Below are 23179 nucleotides of genomic sequence, written 5' to 3'. Positions count from 1 at the left end.
GATCAGCTCCTCGCAGCCAAACTGCGGCGCCAATCGGCGCCGGACGGCGGCACAGGCGTGCGCGCGGCCGGCTGCGCGGTCTGCGGTGCGATCACCAGTGTGGCGCTGCGTCCGATCTGGGCGACGCCCAGCCGTCGCGCCAACAGGGCGGCAGCGTCGGCTGCCTGCTCCGACGGGGTCAGCGCCAGAAGTGTCAGATCAGCCCGCGTGAAAAACTCCGGGGACCAGGCCTTTTCGCTGAAGGCCGGGGCGCTGACGAGGATGAAGTCGAAGGCGTTTCCAGCCTCGGTCAGAACGTCGCCCAAGGTCCGGCCGCCTTTTTGCCCCTGCGGGCTGCAGATGGCGGTTCGCAGGCCGCTGGCGCTGTCGACGAATATGCCGGGGCCGTGGTCCGCCGAAGCCGATGGCTGGCCTTCGATTTCAACAACCAGCACGTTCTGCTCGACCCGCTGCAGGCTGATCCCGATCAATGCGCCGGCAAGCCTTGCCTCGAGGCTGCCGCGCGTCGAGGACACGGCCAGCACAAAGGGTTTGGGATGGTCGTGCAGGCGCAGGATGATCTGCCGCATCAGCTTCAGCACGTCGCGCGAAAGCGCCTCGTCGCCGTCCTGGAACAGTGAGGCCCTGATTGCCTTGATGCCTGAAAGCGCCGTGCCGCTGGCCGGCACGCGGTATTCGCCCAGACTGGCCGGCAGCGGCTGCGGAGCCGGCTGGGTAGCGGTACGCGGTGCGTCCTGCCTCGGCTGGGCCGCCGGCACCACTTCTTCCTCGGGCGCCTGCGGTTCGTCTTCGGGCCGGCGGACCGGGCCGAACGCCAGAGCGAGACCGCATCCGGCGAGAAGTCCGAGAACCGCGCTCACCGGCAGGAGCAGGGTCGGCTTCGGCCATGTCGGCTGCAGTGGCGGCGAAGCCTTGGCGATCGTGCGCGCCTCGGAGGTTTGGACGCCCTCCATCTGCGAGGTTTCCTTGGCGCGCTTCAGATAGTCGTCGAGGACGCCGCGTGCGGCCTGGGCCTTGGAGTCGAGCTGCCGCAGCTGCACCTGGGCAAGGCTCGAGTCGGAAGACTGCTGGCGCAAGGCTTCGAGCTTGGCCTGCAACTTTCCGACATTTTGCGCTGCGAGATCGTAGCTGGCCTTCAACTGCTGCCTGATACGGTCGGCCTCGGCACCCATGAGCCGGTTCATCCGTTCGAGCTCGGACCGCAACCGTGCGATCGCCGGATGGCGCGGCCCATACATGGTTTCGAGATTGGCAAGTTCGGCGGCGCGCTGGTTATAGTCGTCGCGCAATTTGATGGCCGAATTGGAGGACAGGATTTCCGCCAGCCTGGCCAGACCCGCAGGCGAGCTGCCCACGGCAAGCGCCTGATTGTAGCGGTCCCTTGCCTGGTCGGCGTCGCCCTGGGCGGTGATCAGCTGCGTCGTCAGCTGGTCGAGCTGGAATTGCAGCGTACCGCCATCGGTCGGATCGACGATTCTGTGCGTCGTCTTGAAATCCTCGACCGCGCGTTCGGCGTCGCTGACGTCCTTCTGCAGGCCCTTGATCCGGTCGTTGAGGAGGGAGTTCACATCGCTGTTGGCGCCTTCGCGCTCTCCGGCAAGACCGGTCCGGTAGCGCTCGACGATGGCGTTGGCGATGCGCGCGGCCGTCTCCGGCGATTTCGAGGTGAAGCTGACATTGATGACATAGGTGAGCCCTTCGCGCTCCACAGTCACCGCTTTTTGAAAGCGCTTGAAGGTCGCGTCGCGCGTGGCTTTCTTGTCCGATCCGAATATGGAAAACAGCCGCGATACCAGGCCACGGCCCGAGAATTCGGGATCGTTCTCCACCTTCTGACCGTCGAATACGTCTCCCAGCAGATCCTGCGATTCGATGACGAAGACCTGGCTGGCAATGGCGGCGCTGTCGGAGCCGATGCCGGGAAGAACATTGTTGAAATTGGTGGAACGCGAATCGCGCGGGTCGATCAGGATCGAGGCTGTTGCCGTGTAGCTCGGGCTGGTCACCAAGAGATAGAGCACCGTCAGCAGCAGTACGGCACCTGTAATGACAAAAATCATCAGGCGACGGCCCCAAAGAATCGCCCAGAGCGCCGCGATATCAAACAGCGGTGGAAGCGTGCGATCGTCGATGCTGGCAGGACTCATCATTTTTCCTCTGCAGAGTCACGTCACTCTACACCCCGCACTATTTCCCATTATCGTTAGCCCTTCGTTAAGGTTACCAAAGCGTTTCACCTTTGTATGCAGGCGCGCCAGTAACCATTCGTCGCGTTCGGGCTGGCGCTTGCGGGAGTTTTTGTTCTATTCAGGGACAGGTTTCAGGGTCGGTTCGGCTGCCGCGGGGGCAAGGCCATTGCCGGTCGTCACAGGAGCCGATCTTGGATGACAACATAAGCGACAACAAAGCCGCAATGGCTGGGAGCGGCAATCCGGCAGCCGACATGCGCATGTCCATCCCCGCGCTCGCCAGGAGCGGGGCGGTCGCGGGTGTGATCAAGCTCGCCAGTGCCGGCCTGTCGTTCCTGATGTTCGTGGCCGTGGCGATGGTGATGGACGAGCGGCAGTTCGGCCTCTACAGCGCCACATACGCCGGCGCCAGCCTGGTTTCTTTCTTTGCATCGGTTGGCCAGCAGAGCACCGTGCTCAGGTTCTGGCCGCAATATGCCGGCCTCGGCGACCTCAATTCGGCGCATGGCATGATGGCGCGCGCCATATTGGTGGCGCTGCTCGGGCTTGTCGTCTCCAGCCTGCTCATCCTGGTGGCGGGGTTTTTGCCGTTCGTCGGCGGCGGCACGCCCGAATGGCTATCACTGTGCCTGGCTGCCGCGGTGCTGTCATTCTCGCTCGGCTGGTCGGAATTCACCTCCGGCGCCTTCCGCGCCAAGCATGCACTCATTTACGGCCTGTTGCCGCGCGATATCATATGGCGGGCGGCGACCATTGCCGCCATGCTCGGGTGCCGCTTCCTGCATATCGAGATGGGTGCGGTCGCAGCGACCTTTCTGACCGCCGGGCTGCTCATCCTTTCGGTCGTGCCACAGACGGTGCTTCTGCTGCGCGAAACCGCGCGCGCCGAGCGCGGCCCGCTCAGCCCAGCGCAAAAGCAGGAATTCAAGACGGTGACACTTGGCCTGTGGGGCGTCACCTCGCTGCCGCCGGCGCTCGGCCAGGTCAGCACCTTGCTGGTGGCCATGATCCTGGGGCCGGTGCCGGCCGGCGCCATCTTCGTGGCCGACCGGACAACCCGTTTCGTGGCACTGGCGCTCAACGGCATCAACCAGGCGCTGGCGCCGCAGATTTCGAGCGCCTTCTACAGCGGCGACAGGGCGCATGTGCAGCGCATCACCAGCCTTGCGGCACTCGGCAGCTTCGCCATTGCGCTCTGCGTGCTGGCGGCGTTCTGGCTTTTCGGCGGCTTCATCCTGTCCATTTTCAATCCGGCCTATGACACGCCGACCATGCGTACGACGCTCGTCATCTTCGGCATCGGCGCGACTTTCGCCACCGCTTGCGGCCCTATCGAGATACTGCTGCAACTGACCGGCCTGCAGCATGCACTGTTCAAGGTGCTGATCATCGTCAACGTGCTGGGGCTCGCCGCGACGGCCGCGACGACCTACTATTTCGGGCCGGTCGGCGCGGCGGTTACTATCGCCGGAACGGTGATTGCCTGGACTGCCATTGCGGTGTCGATCGCACGGCGCCGAATAGGCATAAACCCGTCCATCTTCGGCCTCGCGATGGGCAAGGCGGCAGCCGTTTCCCGTCCTGTGCTTAGAGACCGCACGTGAAGATCGTGCAGGTCCAGACTCAGGCGGAGGCGGCCGGTGCGCAACGCGTTTCCGACATGGTGGGTGAAGGATTGCGGGTGCGTGGCCATGATGTCCGCACCGTCTTCATGTACCGGAAGACCGACGCATTCGACCACGACGCCAGCGCCGATTTCATCCTTACCGAGCCGCCAAAAGGCTTGCCGGGACAGATCCGGGCGACCATCGGACTGGTGAGCTATCTGCGCAAGGCGCGGCCGGATGCCGTCATCACCTATCAGCATTATGGCAATATCTTCGGCACGATCGGCGCGCGACTGGCCGGGGTCAGGCAGATCGTCGCCAACCAGAGCGGCGCACCGCATACCAAGGGCACCATGGGCCTGCTCTCCCGGATCGACAAGCTGATGGGCGTGACCGGCTTTTATCACGCAAACATCGTCAACTCGGCCTGGACCGAAGCGCAATTCGATCACTATCCGCAAGCCTACCGGCGCCGCCTCCATCGCATCGATCACGGTGTATCGGCGCCGCGTGAGCAATTCGACAAGGCTGCTGCGCGTGCCCGCTTCGGCTTGCCAGGCAATGCGTGGCTTGCCGTCTCGTCCGGACGCCTGACGCGGACGAAGAACCAGATCGCGCTGGTCGGGGCACTTGCACGGTTGTCCGACATCCATGTGGCGCTGGCCGGCGTCGGACCGGAACTCGAGACGCTTGTCACCTTTGCCAGGGAGCGGGGCGTGGCGGACCGGTTGCATCTGGTCGGCGAAGTTCCGCCGGCACAGATTTTCGAATTCCTGGCGGCAGGCGATGTCTACGCCTTTCCGTCGACGAGCGAGACCTTCGGTCTTGCCTGTGTCGAAGCGGCGATTTCCGGGTTGCCGGTGGTGGCGAACAATCTTGCGGTGATGCGCGAGGTGCTGACCGCGCAGGACGGCGAACCGGCTGCGATCTTCGTCGAGGCCGACGCCGCCGGCATGGCCACGGGGCTTGCCGAGATGATCGCAAGGCCGGAGCTCATGACCAGGCTTTCGGCGGCCGGACGGCGGCTCAAGGACAAGTACTCGCCGGCCCAGATGTGTGCCGGCTACGAGGCGCTACTGCTTCCCTAGAGCGGTTCACGGAAACGGTGAATCGCTCTTTGTCTTTTCTTTGCGCAATTCCCAAGGGAAAGCGCTGCGCGCTTTTCCCGGAAAAACCGCTCACACTTTTCCTGGAATTGCTTTAGCGCCTCCGCACCGCCGCGATCCCGTCAATCACTTCCAGCCTGCCGGCCCGGTTGAAAGTGTGGATCTTCGGGTATGGCCAGTCGCCATCGGCGACGATCGGCCGGGGTGCTGAAAGCCGCACCGTCTGCCGGTCGAGTTGCAACAGTTCGGACAGGCCGAGGCCACCGCCATAGCCGAGCGTTCCGTCCTGTACGGGAAGAACGATACGGCCGTCGCGGCTGTGTACGAAAGCGCCACCCGGACGCGCCATGCGATGGTCGATCAGGATCGGGTTGCCGGCATGTGGCGTCCAGGGGCCGGTGAGGGCAGGAGCCGAAAACACCACCAGCGTGTCGGAGGTGCTGCCGTAGCCGTCGCGGTCGGTGGCGAACAGCCAGAGCTGCCCGTCATGTTCGAGCAGCGTTGCGTCGGAAATCTCGCCCTCGACCAAAACGGTCTCGGCGGTCCAGCGATCCGGGAAAGCTGACGCGCGATAGAGGGTGAGCTTGCCGCTGGCGCTGGCTTCGGGAAGCATCCAGACTGCCCCATCACGCTCGAACACCTGGGGATAGGAGAGGTGGTGCGGTTCCTCCAGAACCACCCGCGGCGCCTCCGGAACGCCGTTGGCACCGAACGCAACGACCGAGATGACAGCCTTGCCGGTGGCATGGGGATAGTCCTCGACGAACAGGAACGACTGGCCCTGCCATTCGAACGGGAACGGATCGGCGTAGAAATGGTCGCCGGGGTCGGACAGCACCGACCAGCCGCTGCCCAGCCTGCCGGTTTCCACGACGCCGGGGCTATCGGCAAAGCGGTAGCCGACCCGCCAATGCGCGTGGCGATAGCTGACGCGCCGGATGATTTCACGGCCAAGCCGCGGCAGCGCCGAACCGAGATAGGCGGGCAGGAATTGCATTGCCGGACCGCTGCGGGCTTCAGACGACGGTTCGTTCTGCAAGGGCCGGTCGTCGGCAAAAGCCTTGGCGATCGAGACGATCAGGGTAATGGCGCGTGCAAGCACATCTTCCGTTCCGAGCGCCACCGATTCCCGCTTGTCCACCATCGGCCGCGCCCGGCCGACCACTTTTCCATCAAGGACGGCATCGATCACAGGCAACTTTCCGGCCGCGAGCACTGTCGCCACTGCAAGATCGGACCGAGATCCGTCGAACAGGATGCCAATGGTTGGGACATCGGATCGCGGCGCATTGCCGGCAAGGTCCAGTCTGAGTGCTGCGGGCCGGCCGGCCGGCTGGACCGGAATCTCGTTCAGCGCCGTGGCCAGATTGGGACGGCGGCGCCGAAACAGGCGCTGTTCGAAAGCAAAAGCGGCTTTGGCCGACCCTGGCCAGCCTGCCGTTCCCGGCTGCTGCAGCACGGCGACATCGTGGCCGTCCAATCGCAGTTGCTCGATGACAATCTTCTGCCACAGGCGCGGGGTAGATTGCGGAACAATGACGTCGATCGCCAGCATGTCGTACCAGTTCGCGATTGTATCGGGACCCGGCCTGGACATTTGAAGAGAAATGACCGGTACAAACAAATGACTGACTGAAAAAACTTACCTTGCGGTTACTTGCAAGTCTGGCCATTCGCTTTACGGGAAGAACTTGACCAATCCTGCCGGGCAGCCGCGCAATGCTGGATTGACGGCAGATATGCAATCAGCGTTTGAGGCCCCGCATATACCAAGTTTCGAACATTCCATGTGGTTGACCTTGACGTGGAACGCAAGACAGCGTCGATAGACCATGCCCAGCCGGTTCGGACCATACATGTTTGAAGTCACAGTCGAGGATTCGTTCGATTTTCGTTCGAAGGAATATGCCGAGCTTTTCGCCAACTCGGCCGCGACCGCTTTTCAGCACCCCATTTGGCTCGCCTTGCTGTACGAGAAGATCGTCGGGCATGGTGCGGCCACGCCGCTGATCATTGTCGTGCGCACAGGCGGAAGACTGGCGATGGTCCTGCCGTTGGTCAGGCGTCGCTACACGCTGCTGAAGGTCGTGGAATTCGCCGACATGCGTGTTTCCGACTACATATCGCCGGTCGCCGACGAGGAGACGTTTTCGCGTATCGTGTCAGACGGCCGAACTGTGGCCGCTATCCAAAAACATCTGAAGCCCTATGATCTGCTGCGCATCGGCAAGTTGGCCGACCGCTCGCTGCCAATCGAGCGCCTGTTTGGCATCGACAAGCGTGAAAGCATGGGCATGAGCGCCTATTCCAGCAAGCTCGAGACGACATTCGCGGCGTGGCGCGAACATCAGCTCGACAATTCCTATCGCAAGGAGCTCGACAAGAAGTCGCGGCAACTCGGCCGGATGGGCCAGGCGCGTTTTGAATGTTCGGATAGTATCGACGCCATCCGGACGACATTCGATGCGCTCAAATTATACCGCGGCAAACGTTTCGACGGCAGCGACGGCCCGGCCGACCTGTTGCAGTCGCCGTCCTATTTCGAGTTCTATATGGCCGTGGCGGCCGAGGGATGTGGCGGTTTTGCCCGTACCTACACGTTCTGGATGGACGATCGGGCGATCGCCGGCGCGCTCGGTCTCGCACATCGTGGCTCGCTGCTGGTCATTCTCGGCGGCTTTGACGAGGCGGGTTACAGGAAGCAGTCGATCGGCAGCCTGATGTTCGAACAGATCGCCCGCGACTGCATCGAGCGTGGCGACCATTCGCTCGACTTCACGATTGGCGACGAACCCTACAAGATTACCTTTGGTGGCCGGCCATCGCCGATGTGGCAGATTTTCAGGGCCGGCAGTCCGCTCGGCTATGCCGCGCACATGACCGTCGAGAAACTACCGGCGGCCAAGGTGCTGGCGCGGCGGCTGGTCGGGTCGCATGGCAAGAAGCCCAAGTCCGGCCGTACCGTGCTGCCGCAGGCGCCCAGCGACGAGGCGGCCGGCTCCTAGAGCGTTTCGCCGTTTCACGGAAACGGCGAACCGCTCTATGTCTTTGTTTTTACGCAATTCCGGACGGAAAACCCGCTCACACTTTTCCTGGAATTGCTCTAGAACAATTACAGGAAAAGGGTGAAGCGGTTTTTCGCGGGAAAGCGCGTTAGCGCTTTCGCCGCGGAATCGCGTAAAAACAAAGATAGAGCCGTTTCAGGTCGTGGCTTCTATGCCTGGCTTTCTGAAACTCCGCAGCCTGGCGGCGAAAGCGGGGCTTAGAGTGTCGATCCTCTGCATGACGCGGCGGCGGCTGAAATGAAGCTGTCGGCGTGCGCGCCAGCGCAGGTCCGTGTCGATGGTCAGGCTGCGGCGAAAATCAGCCATATGCAGGCCGTGTTCGTCCATCGCCTGCTTTACCGGATCGTCGTAGAATGTTGTGATCTTGGCCGCGGTCATGCCGGGCGAAGCCATCCACTGCGGTACATGCACCGTGCACAACCGTTCGACATCGGTGAGCAGCCGGCTGACGCCGGTTCCGGCGGCCGGACAAGAGGTCTGGTAGGCATCGCCGATCAAAACGATACCGTCGCGCACACAGTTCTGCGCCACGGTGATGTCGGTGAGCCAGCTGTCGACACGGTTGATGACTTCGAAATCGCCGAATGTCTTAACCAGCCCCGGCAGTGTTTCGATGAGCGTTTCCCGTGGACGTTCGCGCAGCGCCTTCACCCAGGGATCACGGTGATCGCGGAAGACGAACAGATTGGCGCGCGTGACGTCGGCGGCGGGAAACAGGGTCAGGTAGTCGATGCCGTCGGAGACCCGCTCGCCGTAGTAGGTGACGGCCGCGTGCTTGAAGGCGCTTATTCCCACCGGGCGCAGATTGAAGCCGAAGGTCAGCGACTGCTTCTGGTGAACGAAGTGGCGCTCGATGCCGACGTCACGCTTCAGAATGTCGCCCATGCCGGTGGCCAGTACGAGCAGCCGCGCCGTCACGTCGTGATGATCGAGGATCGACACGCGCTGGCGTTCCGCTCCTGTCTCCAGCCCGTTGACGCGGCCGGAGATGAAGCGAACGTTTTCGGGCAGTTCGGCCCGCATGGCAGCTACGAGGTCATCGTAGAAAATGCCGTAGTGGCGCGCATGCGTGCGGTCGAGGACACGCCCCCTGCGAATGTTGACGATGTCGTCGAAGGCCACGGCCGCGGTCGAAAGCCTGTCCAGAAGGCCAAGCCGGCGCAGTTTTTCAATCTGGTCGCCGGCGACTTTCTCGACACGGAATTCCCTGGGAAAGACCGAATGGCGATCGATCAGGATGACGCTGTAACCGGCCCGTGCGAGCACATTCGCCGCAATGGTGCCGGAAAGTCCGGCGCCGACGATGGCGATCTCGGCATCGGTCCCTTCGGGCAGCGGACTGTGGCGGTGCTCGGCAGTCATTTGGAATACCTCAATAGGGCGTAGACGGCGCGGGGACTGGTGGTGAAGTAGCGCCAGAAAAGCCGGCGCGGCTCCATCATCACACGCCAGAGCCATTCGAAGCCAGCCTTCTGCACCCATAGCGGGGCGCGCCGGACCTTGCCGGCGATATGGTCGAAAAGCCCGCCCGACGTCTTGATCAGGCCGACATTGTGGAGCCGCGATGCATAATCGCGGATAAAGATCTGCTCGCGCGGCACGCCGAGGCCCAGCCACAATATGTCGGGCGCAAGCGCGTTGATCTCGTCGAGTTTCCTTTCAAGCGCCTGGCCGGCGAGAAAGCCGTGACAATTGCCGGCGATGCGCAGGCGAGGGTATTTGGCGCTGATGCGAGCGACAGCCTTGTTGTTCTCCGCCTCCGTCGCACCCAGCAGGTAGAACGTCGTGCCTTCCTGTTCGGCGAGCTTGGCCACATCATGGAACAGGTCAGTGGTGGCGACCCGCTCGGGCAGCTGCACGCTGCACAGCAGGCGCGAGGCGAAAACCAGCGGCTGGCCATCGGCGAAGATCTGGTCGGCCTGGCGAAATAGCCCGGCGACCTCCGTGTTCTGCCCCACCTGGGCGATGACATCGCCATTGGCGGAGGTGAAATAATAGGGACGGGTGTTGGGCAGATGCCCGCGCGCCGACGCGATCATCAGCCGGGCGGCGTCTTGCCGGTCGATCACGGTGATCGGCAAGCCGCCAAGCACAACCGTCGGCAAGGTGGGAAGCTGCGCGCCGGTTGTCACGCCTGCGGATGGGGTCTCGCCAAGCGAGCGGGGATGGGAAGCCTCACCTGCTGCGGACGCCTCGGGGCGCCGCGCATCCGCTTCGCGGATCGCGCTCTTACCCTCTTGAGACTTTTTTGAAACGTCGCGCATCGTGGAAGTACCCATTTCGAAGTATTCTAAGTAAAACGAGGGGAAAGTTAAGCGATACGTTAATAGGTAGTTAACGGGTAAACTTTTCATAAAATTGACAGATAAATCAATGTGTTGCATCGCCGCAGCGAAGCGTTGTCAAAATCGCGAAGAACGAACCATTTCAGGTCGAGTTTGTTTTTTGGACCTGCAGCAAAAAATCCAATTGGATCAACGCGATCTTTGCATTTTGTCGGCCTGCATAATTCGATTGCAGGGTGGCGGGAAGTTTGGCGTTGCGAACGCCTGCGCGGCCGCCGGACGACATGGAAATGTCGACGCGGCCTGCGCCAAGAAAAGGTCGATGAGAACCGGATTTCCGTCATGTTCCATTGATAGCGATTGCTTTGGATTGGATGTCAAAAGCATCAACCGATCCGATGTTTTCAAGCAACCGCTTCTAGTAAAACTAGGTTGTTCTGGTTGCATTTACTTGCAGGCATCGTTCTCGTGCCATGCGTCGACAATTCGACGCCGCTGCTTTTCATAACCCGCTTCGCCCTGTCGGACCTGCCCGCGGTACCGGTAATCGAAGGGCAGGCGCATCGTGAGGCAGTCGGATCAAAAATCCTTCCGACCTATCGCTTGGAGGGATGCCCATTGCGGCGGGAATACCGTATCGTCGAGGGCAGGCGCAAGCGCCAAATCCTGTGAACCAACCTGGGTAAGATGCTGCTTGATTCAGGCACCGCGTCAGAGGATACCGAACGGATCAAGCATGGAGTTCAGTTTGCCAGCCGTTGTTTCGCAACCGGTCGTCGCCCTCTTGACGCGGGCCGCGATTTTTCTTGTCGTTACGCTCAAACCCGGCCCCGAACACGACGCGACCGCACGCGGCCTGTGTGCCGATCTATCCGCGCTCAAGCGAGCGGTCGGTTTTCGCGGCCTCGAGGGCGGGTTGTCCTGTGTGATGGCAATTGGCTCCGACGCGTGGGACCGGTTGTTCGCAACCCCAAAGCCTAGGGATCTGCATCCGTTCCGCGAGATCCGCGGCCAGCATCATGCTGTTTCGACGCCGGGCGACATGCTGTTTCATATCCGTGCGGCGCGAATGGACCTCTGCTTCGAACTGGCGACGCAGATCATGGCGCGGCTTGGTAGCGCCGTCGCCACGACGGACGAGGTGCAGGGCTTCAACTATTTCGACAACCGCGATCTGATCGGTTTCGTAGATGGCACCGAGAACCCGGTGGATCAGGGCGCGATCGACGCCACCATCATCGGCGACGAGGATCCTGGTTTTGCCGGCGGCAGCTACGTCATCGTGCAGAAATACCTGCACGATCTGGTGCGCTGGAACGAGGTGCCGGTGGCGGAGCAGGAGAAGATCATCGGCCGAACCAAGCTTTCCGACATCGAACTGGACGATGCGGTGAAGCCGGCATCGGCACACAATGCGCTGACGTCGATCACCGAGGATGGCGAGGAGCTGGAAATCCTGCGCGACAACATGCCGTTCGGCGATGCCGGCAAGGGCGAGTTCGGCACCTATTTCATCGGTTATGCCCGCTCGCCGCGGCGCATCGAACAGATGCTGGAGAACATGTTCATCGGCCGGCCGCCGGGCAATTACGACCGGCTGCTCGACTTCAGCCGCGCGGTGACGGGCACACTGTTTTTCGTGCCGTCGGCGACTTTTCTTGACGGTGTTGCGGCGGATGCGGCTACCGCTCCGCCCGCGGCCCAAACCGAGGCGACGGATCAAACCCAGTCGCGCCCGCGCGATGGTTCACTCGGTATCGGATCTCTCAAGGATGTGAGGCAGACATGAACACTCTTTATCGGGAACTCGCTCCCATTTCCGACGGCGCTTGGGCGCAGATCGAGGACGAGGCATCGCGCACCCTCAAGCGACATCTGGCGGCGCGGCGCGTCGTCGATGTCGTCGGCCCGAAGGGTTTTGAGCTTTCGTCCGTTGGCACCGGCCATACCAAGCCGATCGCGACGCCAGGCGAGGGGGTTCAATCGACACAGCGCGAGGTCAAGGCGCTGGTCGAGTTGCGGGTTCCCTTCGAACTGACACGCCAGGCGATCGACGATGTCGACCGAGGCGCCACGGATTCAGATTGGTCCGCGGTGAAGGAAGCGGCGCGCAAGATCGCTTTTGCCGAGGATCGCTCGGTGTTCGACGGCTACGCCGCCGCCGGTATCCAGGGCATTCGGGAAGGCACCAGCAATCCGGTGGTGGCGCTGCCGGCCAATGTGATGGCCTATCCGGAAGCAGTTGCCCAGGCGGTCAGCCAGTTGCGGCTCGCCGGCGTCAACGGTCCCTATGCGCTGGTGCTGGGTGCTGCGGCCTACACGGCCGTCAGCGGCGGCAGCGACGAGGGTTACCCGGTCTTCCATCATATCGAGCGCATGGTCGATGGCGGCATCATCTGGGCGCCAGCCATTGAAGGTGGGTTCGTGCTCTCGACGCGCGGCGGCGATTTCGAGCTCGATATCGGCCAGGACTTGTCGATCGGCTACCTCTCGCATTCCAGCACGAGCGTCGAGCTTTATCTGCAGGAGACATTCACCTTCCGGCTGCTCACCTCAGAGGCCTGCGTCACGCTGGCACCGCCGCGAAAGTGAACGCGAAGTCGTAACGGCTTGACCGCAAGAGCGGCCGGGCTACCACTCGGCGAAGGAGCCGTCCTTGTGGCGCCAGATCGGGTTGCGCCAGCGGTGGCCTTCCTTGGCCCGCTCCTTGACATACTCCTCGTCGATTTCGACCCCGAGGCCGGGCCCATCGGGGATGGCGACATAGCCGTCCTCGTAGCGGAAGACGTCCTTGTTGGCGGCATAGTCGAGCAGGTCGTTGGCGGCGTTATAGTGGATGCCGAGGCTCTGCTCCTGGATGAAACAGTTGTAGCTGACGGCATCGAGCTGCAGGCAGGCGGCGAGCGCGATCGGCCCAAGTGGACAGTGCGGCGCGACCGCAATGTCATAGGCTTCGGCCATCGCCGCGATCTTGCGGCATTCAGTGATGCCGCCGGCATGCGACAGGTCGGGCTGGATGATGTCGACGGCGCCTTGCTCGAACACCGACTTGAAGTCCCAGCGGCTGTAGAGCCGCTCGCCGAGCGCGATCGGCGTCGAGCCGAGTGCGGCGATCTCCTTCAGGGCATCGCGGTTTTCGCTGAGCACCGGTTCCTCGATGAACATCAGCCGGTACGGCTCCAACTCCTTGACCAGCATGCGCGCCATCGGCCGGTGGACGCGGCCGTGGAAATCGACGGCGATGCCGATGTTGGGGCCGACCGCTTCGCGCACCATGGCGACACGTTCGACGGCTGCATCGATCTTGTCGTGGCTGTCGACGATCTGCAGTTCCTCGGTGCCGTTCATCTTCAGCGCCAGGAAGCCTCGTGAAACGACTTCCCTGGCGCCATCAGCCACTTCCGCCGGCCGGTCGCCACCGATCCAGGAATAGACCTTGATGCTGTCGCGCAATTTGCCGCCGAGCAGTTCATGCACGGGAACGCCGAGCGCCTTGCCCTTGATGTCCCACAGCGCCTGATCGATGCCGGCAATGGCGCTCATCAGGATCGGCCCGCCACGGTAGAAGCCGCCGCGATGCATCACCGTCCAATGGTCCTCGATCAGGCGTGGGTCCTTGCCGATGAGGTAGTCGCCAAGCTCCTTGACCGCTGCCTCGACGGTCAGCGCCCGGCCTTCGACGACCGGCTCGCCCCAACCGGTGACGCCGGCATCGGTCTCGATCTTCAGGAACAGCCAGCGCGGCGGAACGATGTAGGTGGTGAGCGAGATGATTTTCATGCTGATACGTCTCAGTTGTTCTTGAGTTTCTTGGCGCTGGTGAGGTCGCGCGCCGCAAGGTCGAGGATTTTGCTTGCCGCGGCGCGCGCCGCAGGGGCATCGCGCATGCGCAGCGCCTCGACGACTTCGCGATGCGCCGCAACCGCTTCCATGCGCCGTTCGAGCGAAATCGTCGCCGACGCCTCCAGCGAGAATTTCAGGCCGGTGTCGATCAGATTTCCGATCTGGCGGAAGATCGGGTTGTGGCTCGCGGCATAGACGATCTGATGGAAGACAACGTCGGAGCGCGAGAAGGTGGCGGGGTCCTCGCCGGCATCGGCCATGCCGCGCCATGCCGCTTCGAGGTCTGCGATCTCCTGCAGCGTCGCGCGCGTGGCGGCGAGTTCGGCGACCAGCGGTTCGATTGCGCGGCGGGTTTCCAGGATTGCGTCGAACAGCTTGTCGTCCAGCGCATGCGGCGCGTGCCAGGCCAGCACTTGCGGGTCGATGATGTTCCAGTTGTCCTGTTCACATACAACTGTGCCGATGCGCGGCCGCGACAGCACCAGCCCCTTGGCGGCCAGGACCTTCAGCGCCTCGCGGATGACGGTGCGGCTGACGCCGTATTCGACGCCGAGTTCGTTTTCGGTCGGTAGGGACGAGCCGGCTGGATAGCGCCCGGAAAAGATGTCGGAGGCAAGCGCCTTGGTCACATCGGGCATAACGCGCGGACGGCGGGTGGGCGTGTCGCCCTGTAGCTTTTTAGACGTCTCGGTCACCTCAGCCCTCCTCCAAGGCGGCGAAACCGCTGATCTCGCACAACCGGTCCGGCCTTACCGGATGCGGATGATTTGCGCCAGCGATCCCTTGTCTGAGCATGTAGCTTAATTATCATACCAGATCAATTGACGAGTATGATAAAAACAATTAGAGACTCCAGCACCCGGGCCTGAGCGCCCGGCCTATCGCTGGGAGGTAATCATGCGACTTTTAAAGACCGCGCTCGTCGCGGGCGCCCTTGCCGTGCTGTCCGTCACGACAATCGCTGCATATGCTCAGGACACCAAGATCGGTTTCATCGTCAAACAGCCGGAAGAGCCGTGGTTCCAGGACGAATGGAAATTCGCTGACCAGGCTGCCAAGGAAAAGGGTTTTACCTTGGTCAAGATCGGCGCCGAGGACGGTGAGAAGCTGATGTCGGCGATCGACAATCTCGGCGCGCAGGGCGCGCAGGGGTTCATCGTCTGCACACCGGACGTGAAGCTCGGCCCCGGCATCGTCGCCAAAGCGGCCGCCAACAATCTCAAGCTGATGACCGTCGATGACCGCCTGGTCGGCGCCGATGGCAAGGCGCTGGAAGACGTGCCGCATATGGGCATTTCGGCGACCAAGATCGGCGAGGCCGTCGGCCAGGCGATCGTCGACGAAATGAAGGCGCGCGGCTGGAAGGCCGATGAGGTCGGCGCCATCCGCGTCTCCTATGACCAGCTGCCGACCGCCGTCGACCGTGTCGAAGGCGCCATCTCGGTGCTCAAGGCGAACGGCTTCAAGGCCGAGAATATCTTTGATGCGCCGCAGGCCAAGACAGACACCGAGGCAGCGCTCAATGCTGCAACGGTGGTGCTCAATGCCCATGCCGACATCAAGAAGTGGGTCTCCTTCGGCCTCAACGACGAAGCGGTGCTGGGCGCCGTGCGTGCCTCCGAAAGCGTCGGCATTCCGGCTGACGGCATGATCGGCGTCGGCATCGGTGGCGCGGATTCGGCGATCAATGAGTTCAAGAAGCCGACCGCCACCGGCTTTGTCGGCACGGTGATCATCTCGCCGAAGCGGCATGGCTACGAGACGGCGCTCAACATGTATGACTGGGTCGCCAACAACAAGGAACCGGAGAAGCTGATCCTGACCGCCGGTGCGCTCGCCAAGCGCGACGACTACCAGAAGGTCCGCCAGGGTCTCGGCATCGAATAATCCTCCCTGTACAAACAGGCGGCGGCTCATCCCGCCGCCTGTTTGGCATCACGCAGAAGGATCGACGCCAGTGTCCTTTCTCGATTTCTTGCACATCACCAAGACCTATCCGGGCGTCAAGGCGCTGTCGGACGTCTCGTTCGGCGTCGACAAGGGCGCCGTGCATGGCCTGATGGGTGAGAACGGTGCCGGCAAATCCACGCTGATCAAGATCCTGTCCGGCGATCAGCATGCCGACGAGGGCGAAATCCGCATCGACGGCAAGGTCCAGGCCTATTCATCGACAAGGGACGCCTTCGACAATGGCGTCATCGTCATCCACCAGGAATTGCAGCTGGTGCCGGAACTCACCGTTGCCGAAAATCTCAGCCTCGGCCGTTTTCCCGCCAGCGCCGGCATCATCGCCCGCGCCAGGATGCGAGACGATGTCGGCGCCAAGCTGAAATCGGCGGGCATCGACATCGACATCAGCCGCAAGGTCAAGACGCTGTCGATCGGCGAGCGCCAGATGGTCGAGATCGCCAAGGCGATCATGCTCGATGCGCGTGTCATCGCGCTGGACGAGCCGACCTCGTCGCTGTCGTCGCGCGAAAGCGAAATCCTGTTTGCCCTGATCGACCGGCTGCGCGGCGAGGGCAAGGTCATCATCTATGTCTCGCATCGGCTGGACGAAGTGTTCCGCCTCTGCGACAGCCTGACTGTGCTGCGCGACGGCAAGCTTGCGGCGCATCACGCATCGCTGAAGGATGTCACGCGCGACCAGGTCGTCGCCGAAATGGTCGGCCGCGAAATTTCTGATATCTGGGGTTTTCGTCCGCGCGCATCCGGCAATGTTCGGCTGAAGGTCGACGCTCTCTCCGGTTCAAAACTGAAGACGCCGGCAAGCTTCGAGGCGCGGGCCGGCGAGATCGTCGGTTTCTTCGGCCTGATCGGGGCGGGGCGCTCTGAGCTGATGCGGCTGGTGTTTGGCGCCGACCCGCGCTCGGGCGGCACCATCAGTGTCGACGGCAAAATCGTCCATGCCGCCGATCCGCATGACGCGATCCGCGCCGGCATCGTGCTGTGCTCGGAAGACCGCAAGCATGACGGCATCATCCAGGGCCGCTCGATCGAGGAGAACATCAACATCTCGTCGCGGCGCCATCACACGCGTTTCGGTGTGCTGAACCGCGCCAGCGAGATCGCCACCGCCGAGACTTTTATCAAGAAGCTCAAGGTGCGCACGCCGTCGCGCAAGCAGGACATCATCAACCTGTCCGGCGGCAACCAACAGAAGGTCATCCTGGGTCGCTGGCTATCGGAGCAGGGTGTGCGGGTGCTCATCGTCGATGAGCCGACGCGCGGCATCGATGTCGGCGCCAAAGCAGAAATCTATGAGCTGCTCTACCAGCTTGCCGAGGACGGCATGGCGATCGTCGTGGTCTCGTCCGAACTGCCCGAGGTGATGGGCATTTGCGACCACATCCTGGTGATGTGCGGCGGACGCATCAGCGCCGAACTTACGCGCGACCAGTTCGCCGAAAAGGCGATCCTGGCCGCCGCTCTTCCCGATCAGAAAACACCCGACGCGATCGCGTCCTGAGGACATTTGCCATGACCGATCAGTTGAAGAAAATCCTGCTCGGCGAACAGGGCCTCGTCGTCATCTTCATCGTCGCTTTCGCGCTGGTGTCGCTGCTGGTGCCCAACTTTCTCACCGACCGCAACATGCTCGGCCTGCTGCAGTCGGTGGTCACCGTCGGCATCGTCGCCTGCACCATGATGTTCTGCCTCGCAGCGCGCGACTTCGACCTGTCGGTCGGCTCCATCGTCGCCTTTGCCGGCATGGTCGCGGTGATGGCGTCGAATTATACCGGCTCGATCCTGCTCGGCTTGCTGGCGGCGATCGCCTGCGGTGCCTTTGTCGGCTTCATCAATGGCGTCGTCATCGCCAAATTCCGCATCAACGCGCTGATCACGACGCTTGCCACCATGCAGATCGTGCGCGGCTTCGCGCTGATTGCATCCGACGGCCGCGCCGTCGGCATCAACAGCCCGGATTTCTACCAGCTGGCACTCTCGAAGCTGCTCGGCATTCCGACTCCGGTCTGGGTATTGGCCGTGCTGTTCTGCGTCTTCGGCTTCGTGCTCAACCGCACCGTTTTCGGCAAGAACACGTTGGCCATTGGCGGCAATCCCGAGGCCTCGCGCCTTGCCGGCGTCAATGTCGACTGGACGCGCATCTGGATTTTTGCGCTGCAGGGCGTGGTCTGCGGTATTGCCGGCATCCTTCTGGCCTCGCGCATCACCTCGGGCCAGCCCAATGCGGCGGTCGGGCTCGAGCTTTCGGTCATTTCGGCCTGCGTGCTCGGCGGCGTCTCGCTCGCCGGCGGCCGCGCCACCATGTCGGGCGTCATCGTCGGCGTGCTGATCATGGGCATTGCAGAGAACGCCATGAACCTGCTCAACATCCCGGCCTTCTACCAGTACATTGTGCGAGGCGTGATCCTGCTGCTCGCCGTGCTGCTCGACAATCTGCGTTCGTCGGCACTGGGCCGGCGCTGACCATCTTCCAGGGGAGTGACAGCGATGGCTGAGCGCCTGTCCGGCAAACGCATCTTCCTGACCGGCGCCGCGCAAGGCATCGGGCTTGCCATTGCACAAGCCTGCCTGGCCGAGGGAGCAAAGCTGTTCCTGGTCGACCGCGACGGTGCGCTGCTCAACAAGACGGTCGCCGGTCTTGCCGCGCCCCGGGGGCATGTCGGGCACGTTGCAGCTGACATCAGCGACGGGGCCGCGATTGCCGCAGCGGTTAGACAAGCAGTCGATGCAATCGGGCCGATCAACGCGCTGATCAACAATGCCGGGATGAATGTGTTCTCGACGCCGCTCGAGGCGACTGAGGAGGAGTGGAACCGCAATTTCGACGTCAACGTCAAAGGAGCATGGAACTGCGCCAAGGCGGTGCTGCCGGGGATGATCGCAGGCGGTGGCGGCGCGATCCTCAACATCGCCTCGACGCACAGCTTCACCATCATTCCGCACACGTTTCCCTATCCCGTCGCCAAGCACGCGCTGCTTGGGCTGACCAAATCGCTGGCGCTCGAATATGCGGCGCAGGGCGTGCGCGTGAATGCGCTGGCGCCGGGCTATGTCGAGACGCAGAAGGCGACCGACTATTGGAACAGCTTCGCCGACCCGGCGGCGGCGCGCGCCAGAACGTTGGCGCTGCATCCCGGCGGCCGCATCGCCTCGGCGCGCGAAATCGCGCTGGCCGCTGTGTTCATGATTTCCGACGAGTGCCCGTTCATGAACGCGGCGACCCTCGTCGTCGATGGCGGGCTCAGCCAGCTGCAGCATCCCGCCTGAACGCTGGGAAATAACCAAGAGACGATCGCAGATGGCGCGAGCAATTGCGATCAGAAACGCTCGCGATAGGCGCGCGGGTTGGTGCCCAGCACGCGCAGGAAACCGCGCCGCATCGTTTCTTCCGAGCCGAAACCGCAGCGGCGTGCCGTCTGGTTGACGGGTTGGCCCCGCTCCAGCATCCGTCGCGCCGCCTCGATGCGGATTTCCTCGATCGCGCGGGCGGGTGTCCGGCCGGTGGCCTCGCGATAGCGCCGCGAGAAACTGCGCGGGCTCATATTGGCGTGGTCGGCCAACTGCGCCAGCGACAGGTCGCCGGCCAGGTTTTCGAGGATCCAGCCATGCAGCCGGTCGAAGCGCCCATCGCCTTGCTGCAGCTTGAGGGTCTGGCTGAATTGCGCCTGGCCGCCGGGGCGTTTCAGGAAGACCACCAACTCGCGCGCCACCGCAAGCGCTGTATGCCGGCCAAGGTCTGCCTCGACGAGGGAGAGGGCGAGATCGATCCCCGCCGTTACGCCAGCCGATGTCCAGACATTGCCGTCGCGGATGAAGATCGGATCGGGTTCGAGGCGGACTGCCGGAAAGCGCCGGGCGAACTCCGCGCAACGTCCCCAGTGGGTCACGGCGCGACGGCCGTCGAGGAGGCCCGCCTGCGCCAGCAGCATGGCGCCGCTGCAGACCGAGGCGGTTCGCATGGCATCGCGTGAGCGGCCGGCGATCCACTGGACCAGCACGGGATCGTCGCAGGCCGCGTTGACGCCCCATCCACCGGGCACGATCAACGTATCGATCTCACCTCCGTGTGTCGGCAGCGCCGCGGTCTCCAGCACGAGCCCGGCCGATGTTCGGATCCGCCGCGAGGCTGCGACGACCACGACCTCGTAGGGCATCGGTTCGCCGGCCTGCCTCTTGAAGTCGTTGGCGCTGGCAAAGACCTGAAGCGGTCCACTGACATCGAGGAGCTGGATGTCGGGATAAGCAAGCACTTCGATACGGCGCATCGGGTTTGGCCTGAAACGAGGGATGAATGGCAATCGTGCCAAAGCATGATGCCGTAAATTGCCTGAAGTCAACCCACGGAGATTTCCATGCCCCTGCGTTTCGGCATCCTCGTATTCCCCAACGTCCAGCAGCTCGACCTCACCGGTCCCTACGAAGTCCTGGCAACGGCCAAGGGCGCGGAAGTGGAATTGATCTGGAAGGATCGCAACCCGGTGATGTCCTCGACACGGCTGTCCCTTACGCCAACGGCGACCTTCGACGATTGCCCGCCGCTCGACGTGCTGTGCATTCCAGGCGGAGGCGGCGTCAACGCGCTGTTGGAGGACCAGACAGTCCTCGATTTCGTGTGGGAGCGCGCGGCGCAGGTGCGCTACATCACCTCGGTGTGCAGCGGCGCCCTGGTGCTCGGCGCGGCCGGGCTGCTCAGGGGCAAGCGGGCGACCACGCACTGGTACGCGCATGATTTCCTTGAGGAGTTCGGGGCGATCCCCGTTGACGAGCGTATCGTGGAGGACGGCAAGCTCATCACCGCCGGAGGCGTTACTTCCGGGATCGATTTCGGGCTGGCGCTGGTTGCGAGACTGCTCGGGCAGGAGGAGGCCGAGATCGTGCAGCTTTCGCTCGAATATGCGCCGGCGCCTCCTTTCCGCTCGGGCACACCTGCCGAGGCTTCACCTGCAGTGCTGGCGCAGGCAAAGGAGCGCCTCTCCGGTTCGAGACGGGTTCGCGAGGAAATGTTCGCTCGTTGGCGCAAGGCTCGCGCGGCCGCTGCGCCGGCGCGCATCCACGGCTGAAGCGGCAGGGCCGAAGGCGCATATCTCTGGCCTTCGGCCCGACTGCGTTTCAACGGTTGACACGTCTCTTCGTCTGTGCAGAAATTGGTTGGACCATTGAACCACTTTGAGTTTGCACAGGCGTGACCGAATTCAGCCTTCCGCCGATCCAGACGACGGCCCGCGACGATGCGGTGCTGAAGGCGTTGGCCGGCTTTGTCATGCGCGAAAAGCTGGAACCCGGTGAAAAACTGCCGACCGAACGCATCCTCGCTGAGCGCCTCAAGGTCAGCCGCAACACCGTGCGCGAGGCGCTGACGCGCTGGGAAGGGCTTGGCCTGGTCGAGCGCCGGCAGGGCTCGGGCACCTATCTCAAGGCCGCCGTCTCGCTCGACATGCTGCACATGCCGCTGACACTCGCCGGCGGCAATGACTTCACCGGCCTGATGCGCACGCTGGAAATCCGCCGCGCGCTCGAAGCGGAAGCCGCCGCGCTTTGCGCCGTCCGTGCCGACGAGGACGATCTCGCCGAGATCGAGCGCAAGCTCGACATCATGGAGGAGGAGTTTCTCAACCGGGCCGGCATGTCGTCGGAAGAGGACTGGGAATTCCATCAGGCGATCTACCGCGCCTGCGGCAATCCGCTGTTCGAGCAGATCATCGCCGCCATGCACGAGCTGTTCCACCGCTTCTGGGAACATCCGCTCGGCGTGCGCGATTTCGGCCATGCCAGCTTTCCCTACCACCGCACCATGTTCAACTGCATCGCCGCGCACGATCCGGAAGGCGCCCGGGCCGAGGCGCTGAAGCTGATCGCTACCGTCGAGGACGACCTGAAGCGCGGCGCGGCCAACCTCAAACTTGCGGACCGCAAATGAACGAGCACAGCTTCGACCCAGGCATTTCCGGCAGCGACTATCTCGCCGAGGCGGCGACGCTCCTGGCGCATGACGATCCGTTTCCCGGCAATGCCGTGGTGCCGCCGATCTACCAGACCTCGCTGTTCACCTTCGGCAGCTATGCCGAGATGGCCGACACCTTTGCCGGCCGCCGCAAGCAGCCGATCTATTCCCGCGGCGACAATCCGACGGTGATGGAGTTCGAGTCACGCGTTGCAGCCCTTGAAGGTGCGGAAGCCGCGCGCGGGTTCTCCAGCGGCATGGCGGCAATCAGCTCCACGCTGCTTGCCTTCGTCGGCGCCGGCGAGCGCATCGTCGCCGTGCGCAACTGCTATGGCGACGCCTACCGGCTGTTCGAGCGGCTGTTCCCGCGCCTGAACATCAAGGTCGACTATGTCGACGGTTCCGATCCGGATGCGGTCGCGGCAGCACTTCCCGGCGCGAAACTGCTTTATCTGGAAAGCCCGACCTCGATGATGTTCGAGCTGCAGGACATCACGCATCTGGCGCGGCTGGCGAAAGAACAGGGCATCGTCACCACCATCGACAATTCCTGGGCGACGCCGGTGTTCCAGAAACCGATCCTGCACGGCGTCGACCTGGTGCTACACTCGGCCTCCAAATATCTCGGCGGCCACAGCGACACCGTCGCCGGCGTGGTGGCGGGCTCGGCCGCCCACATCAAGCACATCAACGACCAGACCTATTCCCAACTCGGCGCCAAGCTGTCGCCCTTCGAGGGCTGGCTTCTGCTGCGCGGCCTGCGCACGCTGCCGTTGAGGCTGCCGCATCACATGAAGGGCGGGCTCACCATTGCCGAGCGACTGAAGGCGCATGACAAGGTCGAGCGGGTCAATCATCCCGCCTATTCCAACCATCCCGGCAAGAAGACGCTTGCAGGCTATGCCGGGCTGTTCTCCTTCGAGGTGACGGAGGATGTCGACATTCCGGTTTTCGTCGATGCGCTGAAATTCTTCCGCATCGGCGTCAGCTGGGGCGGCCATGAAAGCCTGGTCGTGCCGGCAAAGGCCTCGCTCGAGCAGACGCCGGGTCTGAATTCGATGGCGCGCTTCGGCGTCAGCCCCCGAACCATCCGCTTCAATGTCGGATTGGAAAGCGTCGAGGACCTCTGGGCCGACATCGCCCAGGCCTTCGACAAAGCAAAAAAATAGCTGGGT

The 23179-nt window shown here is 63.0% G+C and carries 19 protein-coding genes; 12 read left to right on the top strand and 7 right to left on the bottom strand.

The window, feature by feature from the left end; translation table 11 throughout:
• Positions 1–2: 2 nt before the first annotated feature.
• A complete protein-coding gene (locus AC1DXM_RS03095) occupies positions 3–2147 on the bottom strand; it encodes a GumC family protein (protein WP_477231700.1) in 2145 nt (714 codons plus the stop codon).
• Between the two features lie 233 nt (positions 2148–2380).
• Between AC1DXM_RS03095 and AC1DXM_RS03090 the strand changes: the two genes are divergently transcribed.
• Both AC1DXM_RS03090 and AC1DXM_RS03085 read left to right on the top strand, forming a co-directional pair.
• Positions 2381–3793, top strand: coding sequence for a lipopolysaccharide biosynthesis protein (locus AC1DXM_RS03090; RefSeq protein ID WP_477231699.1), 1413 nt, complete (start codon positions 2381–2383; stop codon positions 3791–3793).
• Positions 3790–4884, top strand: a complete 1095-nt coding sequence (locus AC1DXM_RS03085) for a glycosyltransferase family 4 protein (RefSeq protein WP_477231698.1) — start codon at positions 3790–3792, stop codon at positions 4882–4884. Before AC1DXM_RS03090 ends, AC1DXM_RS03085 begins: the two co-directional genes overlap by 4 nt.
• Before the next feature lie 112 nt (positions 4885–4996).
• On the opposite strand, the gene AC1DXM_RS03080 is transcribed toward AC1DXM_RS03085, so the two are convergent.
• Complete coding sequence (locus AC1DXM_RS03080) at positions 4997–6499, bottom strand: glucosamine inositolphosphorylceramide transferase family protein (RefSeq protein WP_477231697.1); 1503 nt, start codon at positions 6497–6499, stop codon at positions 4997–4999.
• A gap of 259 nt (positions 6500–6758) precedes the next feature.
• Between AC1DXM_RS03080 and AC1DXM_RS03075 the strand changes: the two genes are divergently transcribed.
• Positions 6759–7907 carry a GNAT family N-acetyltransferase gene (locus tag AC1DXM_RS03075; RefSeq protein ID WP_477231696.1) on the top strand — a complete coding sequence of 383 codons (1149 nt, stop codon included), beginning with the start codon at positions 6759–6761 and terminating at the stop codon, positions 7905–7907.
• A 195-nt stretch (positions 7908–8102) separates the two neighbouring features.
• Here the strand turns inward: AC1DXM_RS03075 and AC1DXM_RS03070 are convergent, their stop codons facing one another.
• Both AC1DXM_RS03070 and AC1DXM_RS03065 read right to left on the bottom strand, forming a co-directional pair.
• Positions 8103–9329: an FAD-dependent oxidoreductase gene (locus tag AC1DXM_RS03070; protein WP_477231695.1), complete on the bottom strand. Its 1227-nt coding sequence runs from the start codon at positions 9327–9329 to the stop codon at positions 8103–8105.
• Complete coding sequence (locus AC1DXM_RS03065) at positions 9326–10351, bottom strand: WecB/TagA/CpsF family glycosyltransferase (RefSeq protein ID WP_477231694.1); 1026 nt, start codon at positions 10349–10351, stop codon at positions 9326–9328. The genes AC1DXM_RS03070 and AC1DXM_RS03065 overlap by 4 nt, the downstream gene beginning before the upstream one ends.
• A 637-nt stretch (positions 10352–10988) precedes the next feature.
• On the opposite strand from AC1DXM_RS03065, the gene AC1DXM_RS03060 reads away from it, so the two are divergent.
• Together AC1DXM_RS03060 and AC1DXM_RS03055 are read left to right on the top strand one after the other, a co-directional pair.
• Positions 10989–12041, top strand: coding sequence for a Dyp-type peroxidase (locus tag AC1DXM_RS03060; RefSeq protein ID WP_477231963.1), 1053 nt, complete (start codon positions 10989–10991; stop codon positions 12039–12041).
• A complete protein-coding gene (locus tag AC1DXM_RS03055) occupies positions 12038–12844 on the top strand; it encodes a family 1 encapsulin nanocompartment shell protein (protein ID WP_477231693.1) in 807 nt (268 codons plus the stop codon). Before AC1DXM_RS03060 ends, AC1DXM_RS03055 begins: the two co-directional genes overlap by 4 nt.
• Positions 12845–12883: 39 nt before the next feature.
• Here AC1DXM_RS03055 and dgoD read toward each other — a convergent pair whose 3' ends face one another.
• Both dgoD and AC1DXM_RS03045 read right to left on the bottom strand, forming a co-directional pair.
• Positions 12884–14032 (bottom strand): galactonate dehydratase, encoded by a 1149-nt coding sequence (gene dgoD, locus AC1DXM_RS03050; protein WP_477231692.1) that lies wholly within the window; start codon positions 14030–14032, stop codon positions 12884–12886.
• Positions 14033–14043: 11 nt separating this feature from the next.
• Positions 14044–14733 (bottom strand): FadR/GntR family transcriptional regulator, encoded by a 690-nt coding sequence (locus tag AC1DXM_RS03045; protein WP_477231962.1) that lies wholly within the window; start codon positions 14731–14733, stop codon positions 14044–14046.
• Positions 14734–14992: 259 nt separating this feature from the next.
• Between AC1DXM_RS03045 and AC1DXM_RS03040 the strand changes: the two genes are divergently transcribed.
• The 4 genes from AC1DXM_RS03040 to AC1DXM_RS03025 all read left to right on the top strand — a co-directional run bounded on the left by AC1DXM_RS03040 (position 14993) and on the right by AC1DXM_RS03025 (position 19330).
• Positions 14993–15982, top strand: coding sequence for an arabinose ABC transporter substrate-binding protein (locus tag AC1DXM_RS03040; protein WP_477231691.1), 990 nt, complete (start codon positions 14993–14995; stop codon positions 15980–15982).
• Positions 15983–16052: 70 nt separating this feature from the next.
• The gene (gene araG, locus AC1DXM_RS03035) at positions 16053–17564 is read left to right on the top strand and encodes an L-arabinose ABC transporter ATP-binding protein AraG (protein ID WP_477231690.1); all 1512 of its coding nucleotides are present in this window, start codon (positions 16053–16055) and stop codon (positions 17562–17564) included.
• 11 nt (positions 17565–17575) lie between these two features.
• Entirely contained in the window at positions 17576–18526 is a 951-nt protein-coding gene (araH, locus tag AC1DXM_RS03030) for an L-arabinose ABC transporter permease AraH (RefSeq protein WP_477231689.1), read from the top strand.
• Between the two features lie 24 nt (positions 18527–18550).
• The gene (locus tag AC1DXM_RS03025) at positions 18551–19330 is read left to right on the top strand and encodes an SDR family oxidoreductase (RefSeq protein ID WP_477231688.1); all 780 of its coding nucleotides are present in this window, start codon (positions 18551–18553) and stop codon (positions 19328–19330) included.
• Positions 19331–19380: 50 nt separating this feature from the next.
• Here the strand turns inward: AC1DXM_RS03025 and AC1DXM_RS03020 are convergent, their stop codons facing one another.
• Complete coding sequence (locus AC1DXM_RS03020; protein WP_477231687.1) at positions 19381–20328, bottom strand: GlxA family transcriptional regulator; 948 nt, start codon at positions 20326–20328, stop codon at positions 19381–19383.
• 87 nt (positions 20329–20415) lie between these two features.
• On the opposite strand from AC1DXM_RS03020, the gene AC1DXM_RS03015 reads away from it, so the two are divergent.
• The 3 genes from AC1DXM_RS03015 to AC1DXM_RS03005 all read left to right on the top strand — a co-directional run bounded on the left by AC1DXM_RS03015 (position 20416) and on the right by AC1DXM_RS03005 (position 23173).
• Positions 20416–21123: a DJ-1/PfpI family protein gene (locus AC1DXM_RS03015; RefSeq protein ID WP_477231686.1), complete on the top strand. Its 708-nt coding sequence runs from the start codon at positions 20416–20418 to the stop codon at positions 21121–21123.
• Between the two features lie 122 nt (positions 21124–21245).
• A complete protein-coding gene (locus AC1DXM_RS03010; protein WP_477231685.1) occupies positions 21246–21980 on the top strand; it encodes a FadR/GntR family transcriptional regulator in 735 nt (244 codons plus the stop codon).
• Positions 21977–23173, top strand: a complete 1197-nt coding sequence (locus tag AC1DXM_RS03005) for a PLP-dependent transferase (RefSeq protein ID WP_477231684.1) — start codon at positions 21977–21979, stop codon at positions 23171–23173. Before AC1DXM_RS03010 ends, AC1DXM_RS03005 begins: the two co-directional genes overlap by 4 nt.
• The last annotated feature ends 6 nt before the right edge of the window (positions 23174–23179 follow it).

The sequence above is a fragment of the Mesorhizobium sp. P3_A2 genome (genome assembly GCF_056403115.1).
The sequence above is the reverse complement of the archived record's forward strand: the minus strand, read 5'-3'. Positions and strand labels throughout refer to the sequence as shown.

Bases quoted from the DNA above. Each gene is read 5' to 3' on its own strand.
- AC1DXM_RS03080 (WP_477231697.1), bottom strand. From the start codon at position 6,499: ATGTCCAGGCCGGGTCCCGATACAATCGCGAACTGGTACGACATGCTG.
- AC1DXM_RS03005 (WP_477231684.1), top strand. From the start codon at position 21,977: ATGAACGAGCACAGCTTCGACCCAGGCATTTCCGGCAGCGACTATCTC.
- AC1DXM_RS03025 (WP_477231688.1), top strand. From the start codon at position 18,551: ATGGCTGAGCGCCTGTCCGGCAAACGCATCTTCCTGACCGGCGCCGCG.
- AC1DXM_RS03095 (WP_477231700.1), bottom strand. From the start codon at position 2,147: ATGAGTCCTGCCAGCATCGACGATCGCACGCTTCCACCGCTGTTTGAT.
- AC1DXM_RS03070 (WP_477231695.1), bottom strand. From the start codon at position 9,329: ATGACTGCCGAGCACCGCCACAGTCCGCTGCCCGAAGGGACCGATGCC.
- dgoD (WP_477231692.1), bottom strand. From the start codon at position 14,032: ATGAAAATCATCTCGCTCACCACCTACATCGTTCCGCCGCGCTGGCTG.
- AC1DXM_RS03015 (WP_477231686.1), top strand. From the start codon at position 20,416: ATGCCCCTGCGTTTCGGCATCCTCGTATTCCCCAACGTCCAGCAGCTC.
- AC1DXM_RS03040 (WP_477231691.1), top strand. From the start codon at position 14,993: ATGCGACTTTTAAAGACCGCGCTCGTCGCGGGCGCCCTTGCCGTGCTG.
- AC1DXM_RS03055 (WP_477231693.1), top strand. From the start codon at position 12,038: ATGAACACTCTTTATCGGGAACTCGCTCCCATTTCCGACGGCGCTTGG.
- AC1DXM_RS03075 (WP_477231696.1), top strand. From the start codon at position 6,759: ATGTTTGAAGTCACAGTCGAGGATTCGTTCGATTTTCGTTCGAAGGAA.
- AC1DXM_RS03020 (WP_477231687.1), bottom strand. From the start codon at position 20,328: ATGCGCCGTATCGAAGTGCTTGCTTATCCCGACATCCAGCTCCTCGAT.
- araH (WP_477231689.1), top strand. From the start codon at position 17,576: ATGACCGATCAGTTGAAGAAAATCCTGCTCGGCGAACAGGGCCTCGTC.
- AC1DXM_RS03045 (WP_477231962.1), bottom strand. From the start codon at position 14,733: ATGCCCGATGTGACCAAGGCGCTTGCCTCCGACATCTTTTCCGGGCGC.
- AC1DXM_RS03060 (WP_477231963.1), top strand. From the start codon at position 10,989: ATGGAGTTCAGTTTGCCAGCCGTTGTTTCGCAACCGGTCGTCGCCCTC.
- AC1DXM_RS03065 (WP_477231694.1), bottom strand. From the start codon at position 10,351: ATGCAACACATTGATTTATCTGTCAATTTTATGAAAAGTTTACCCGTT.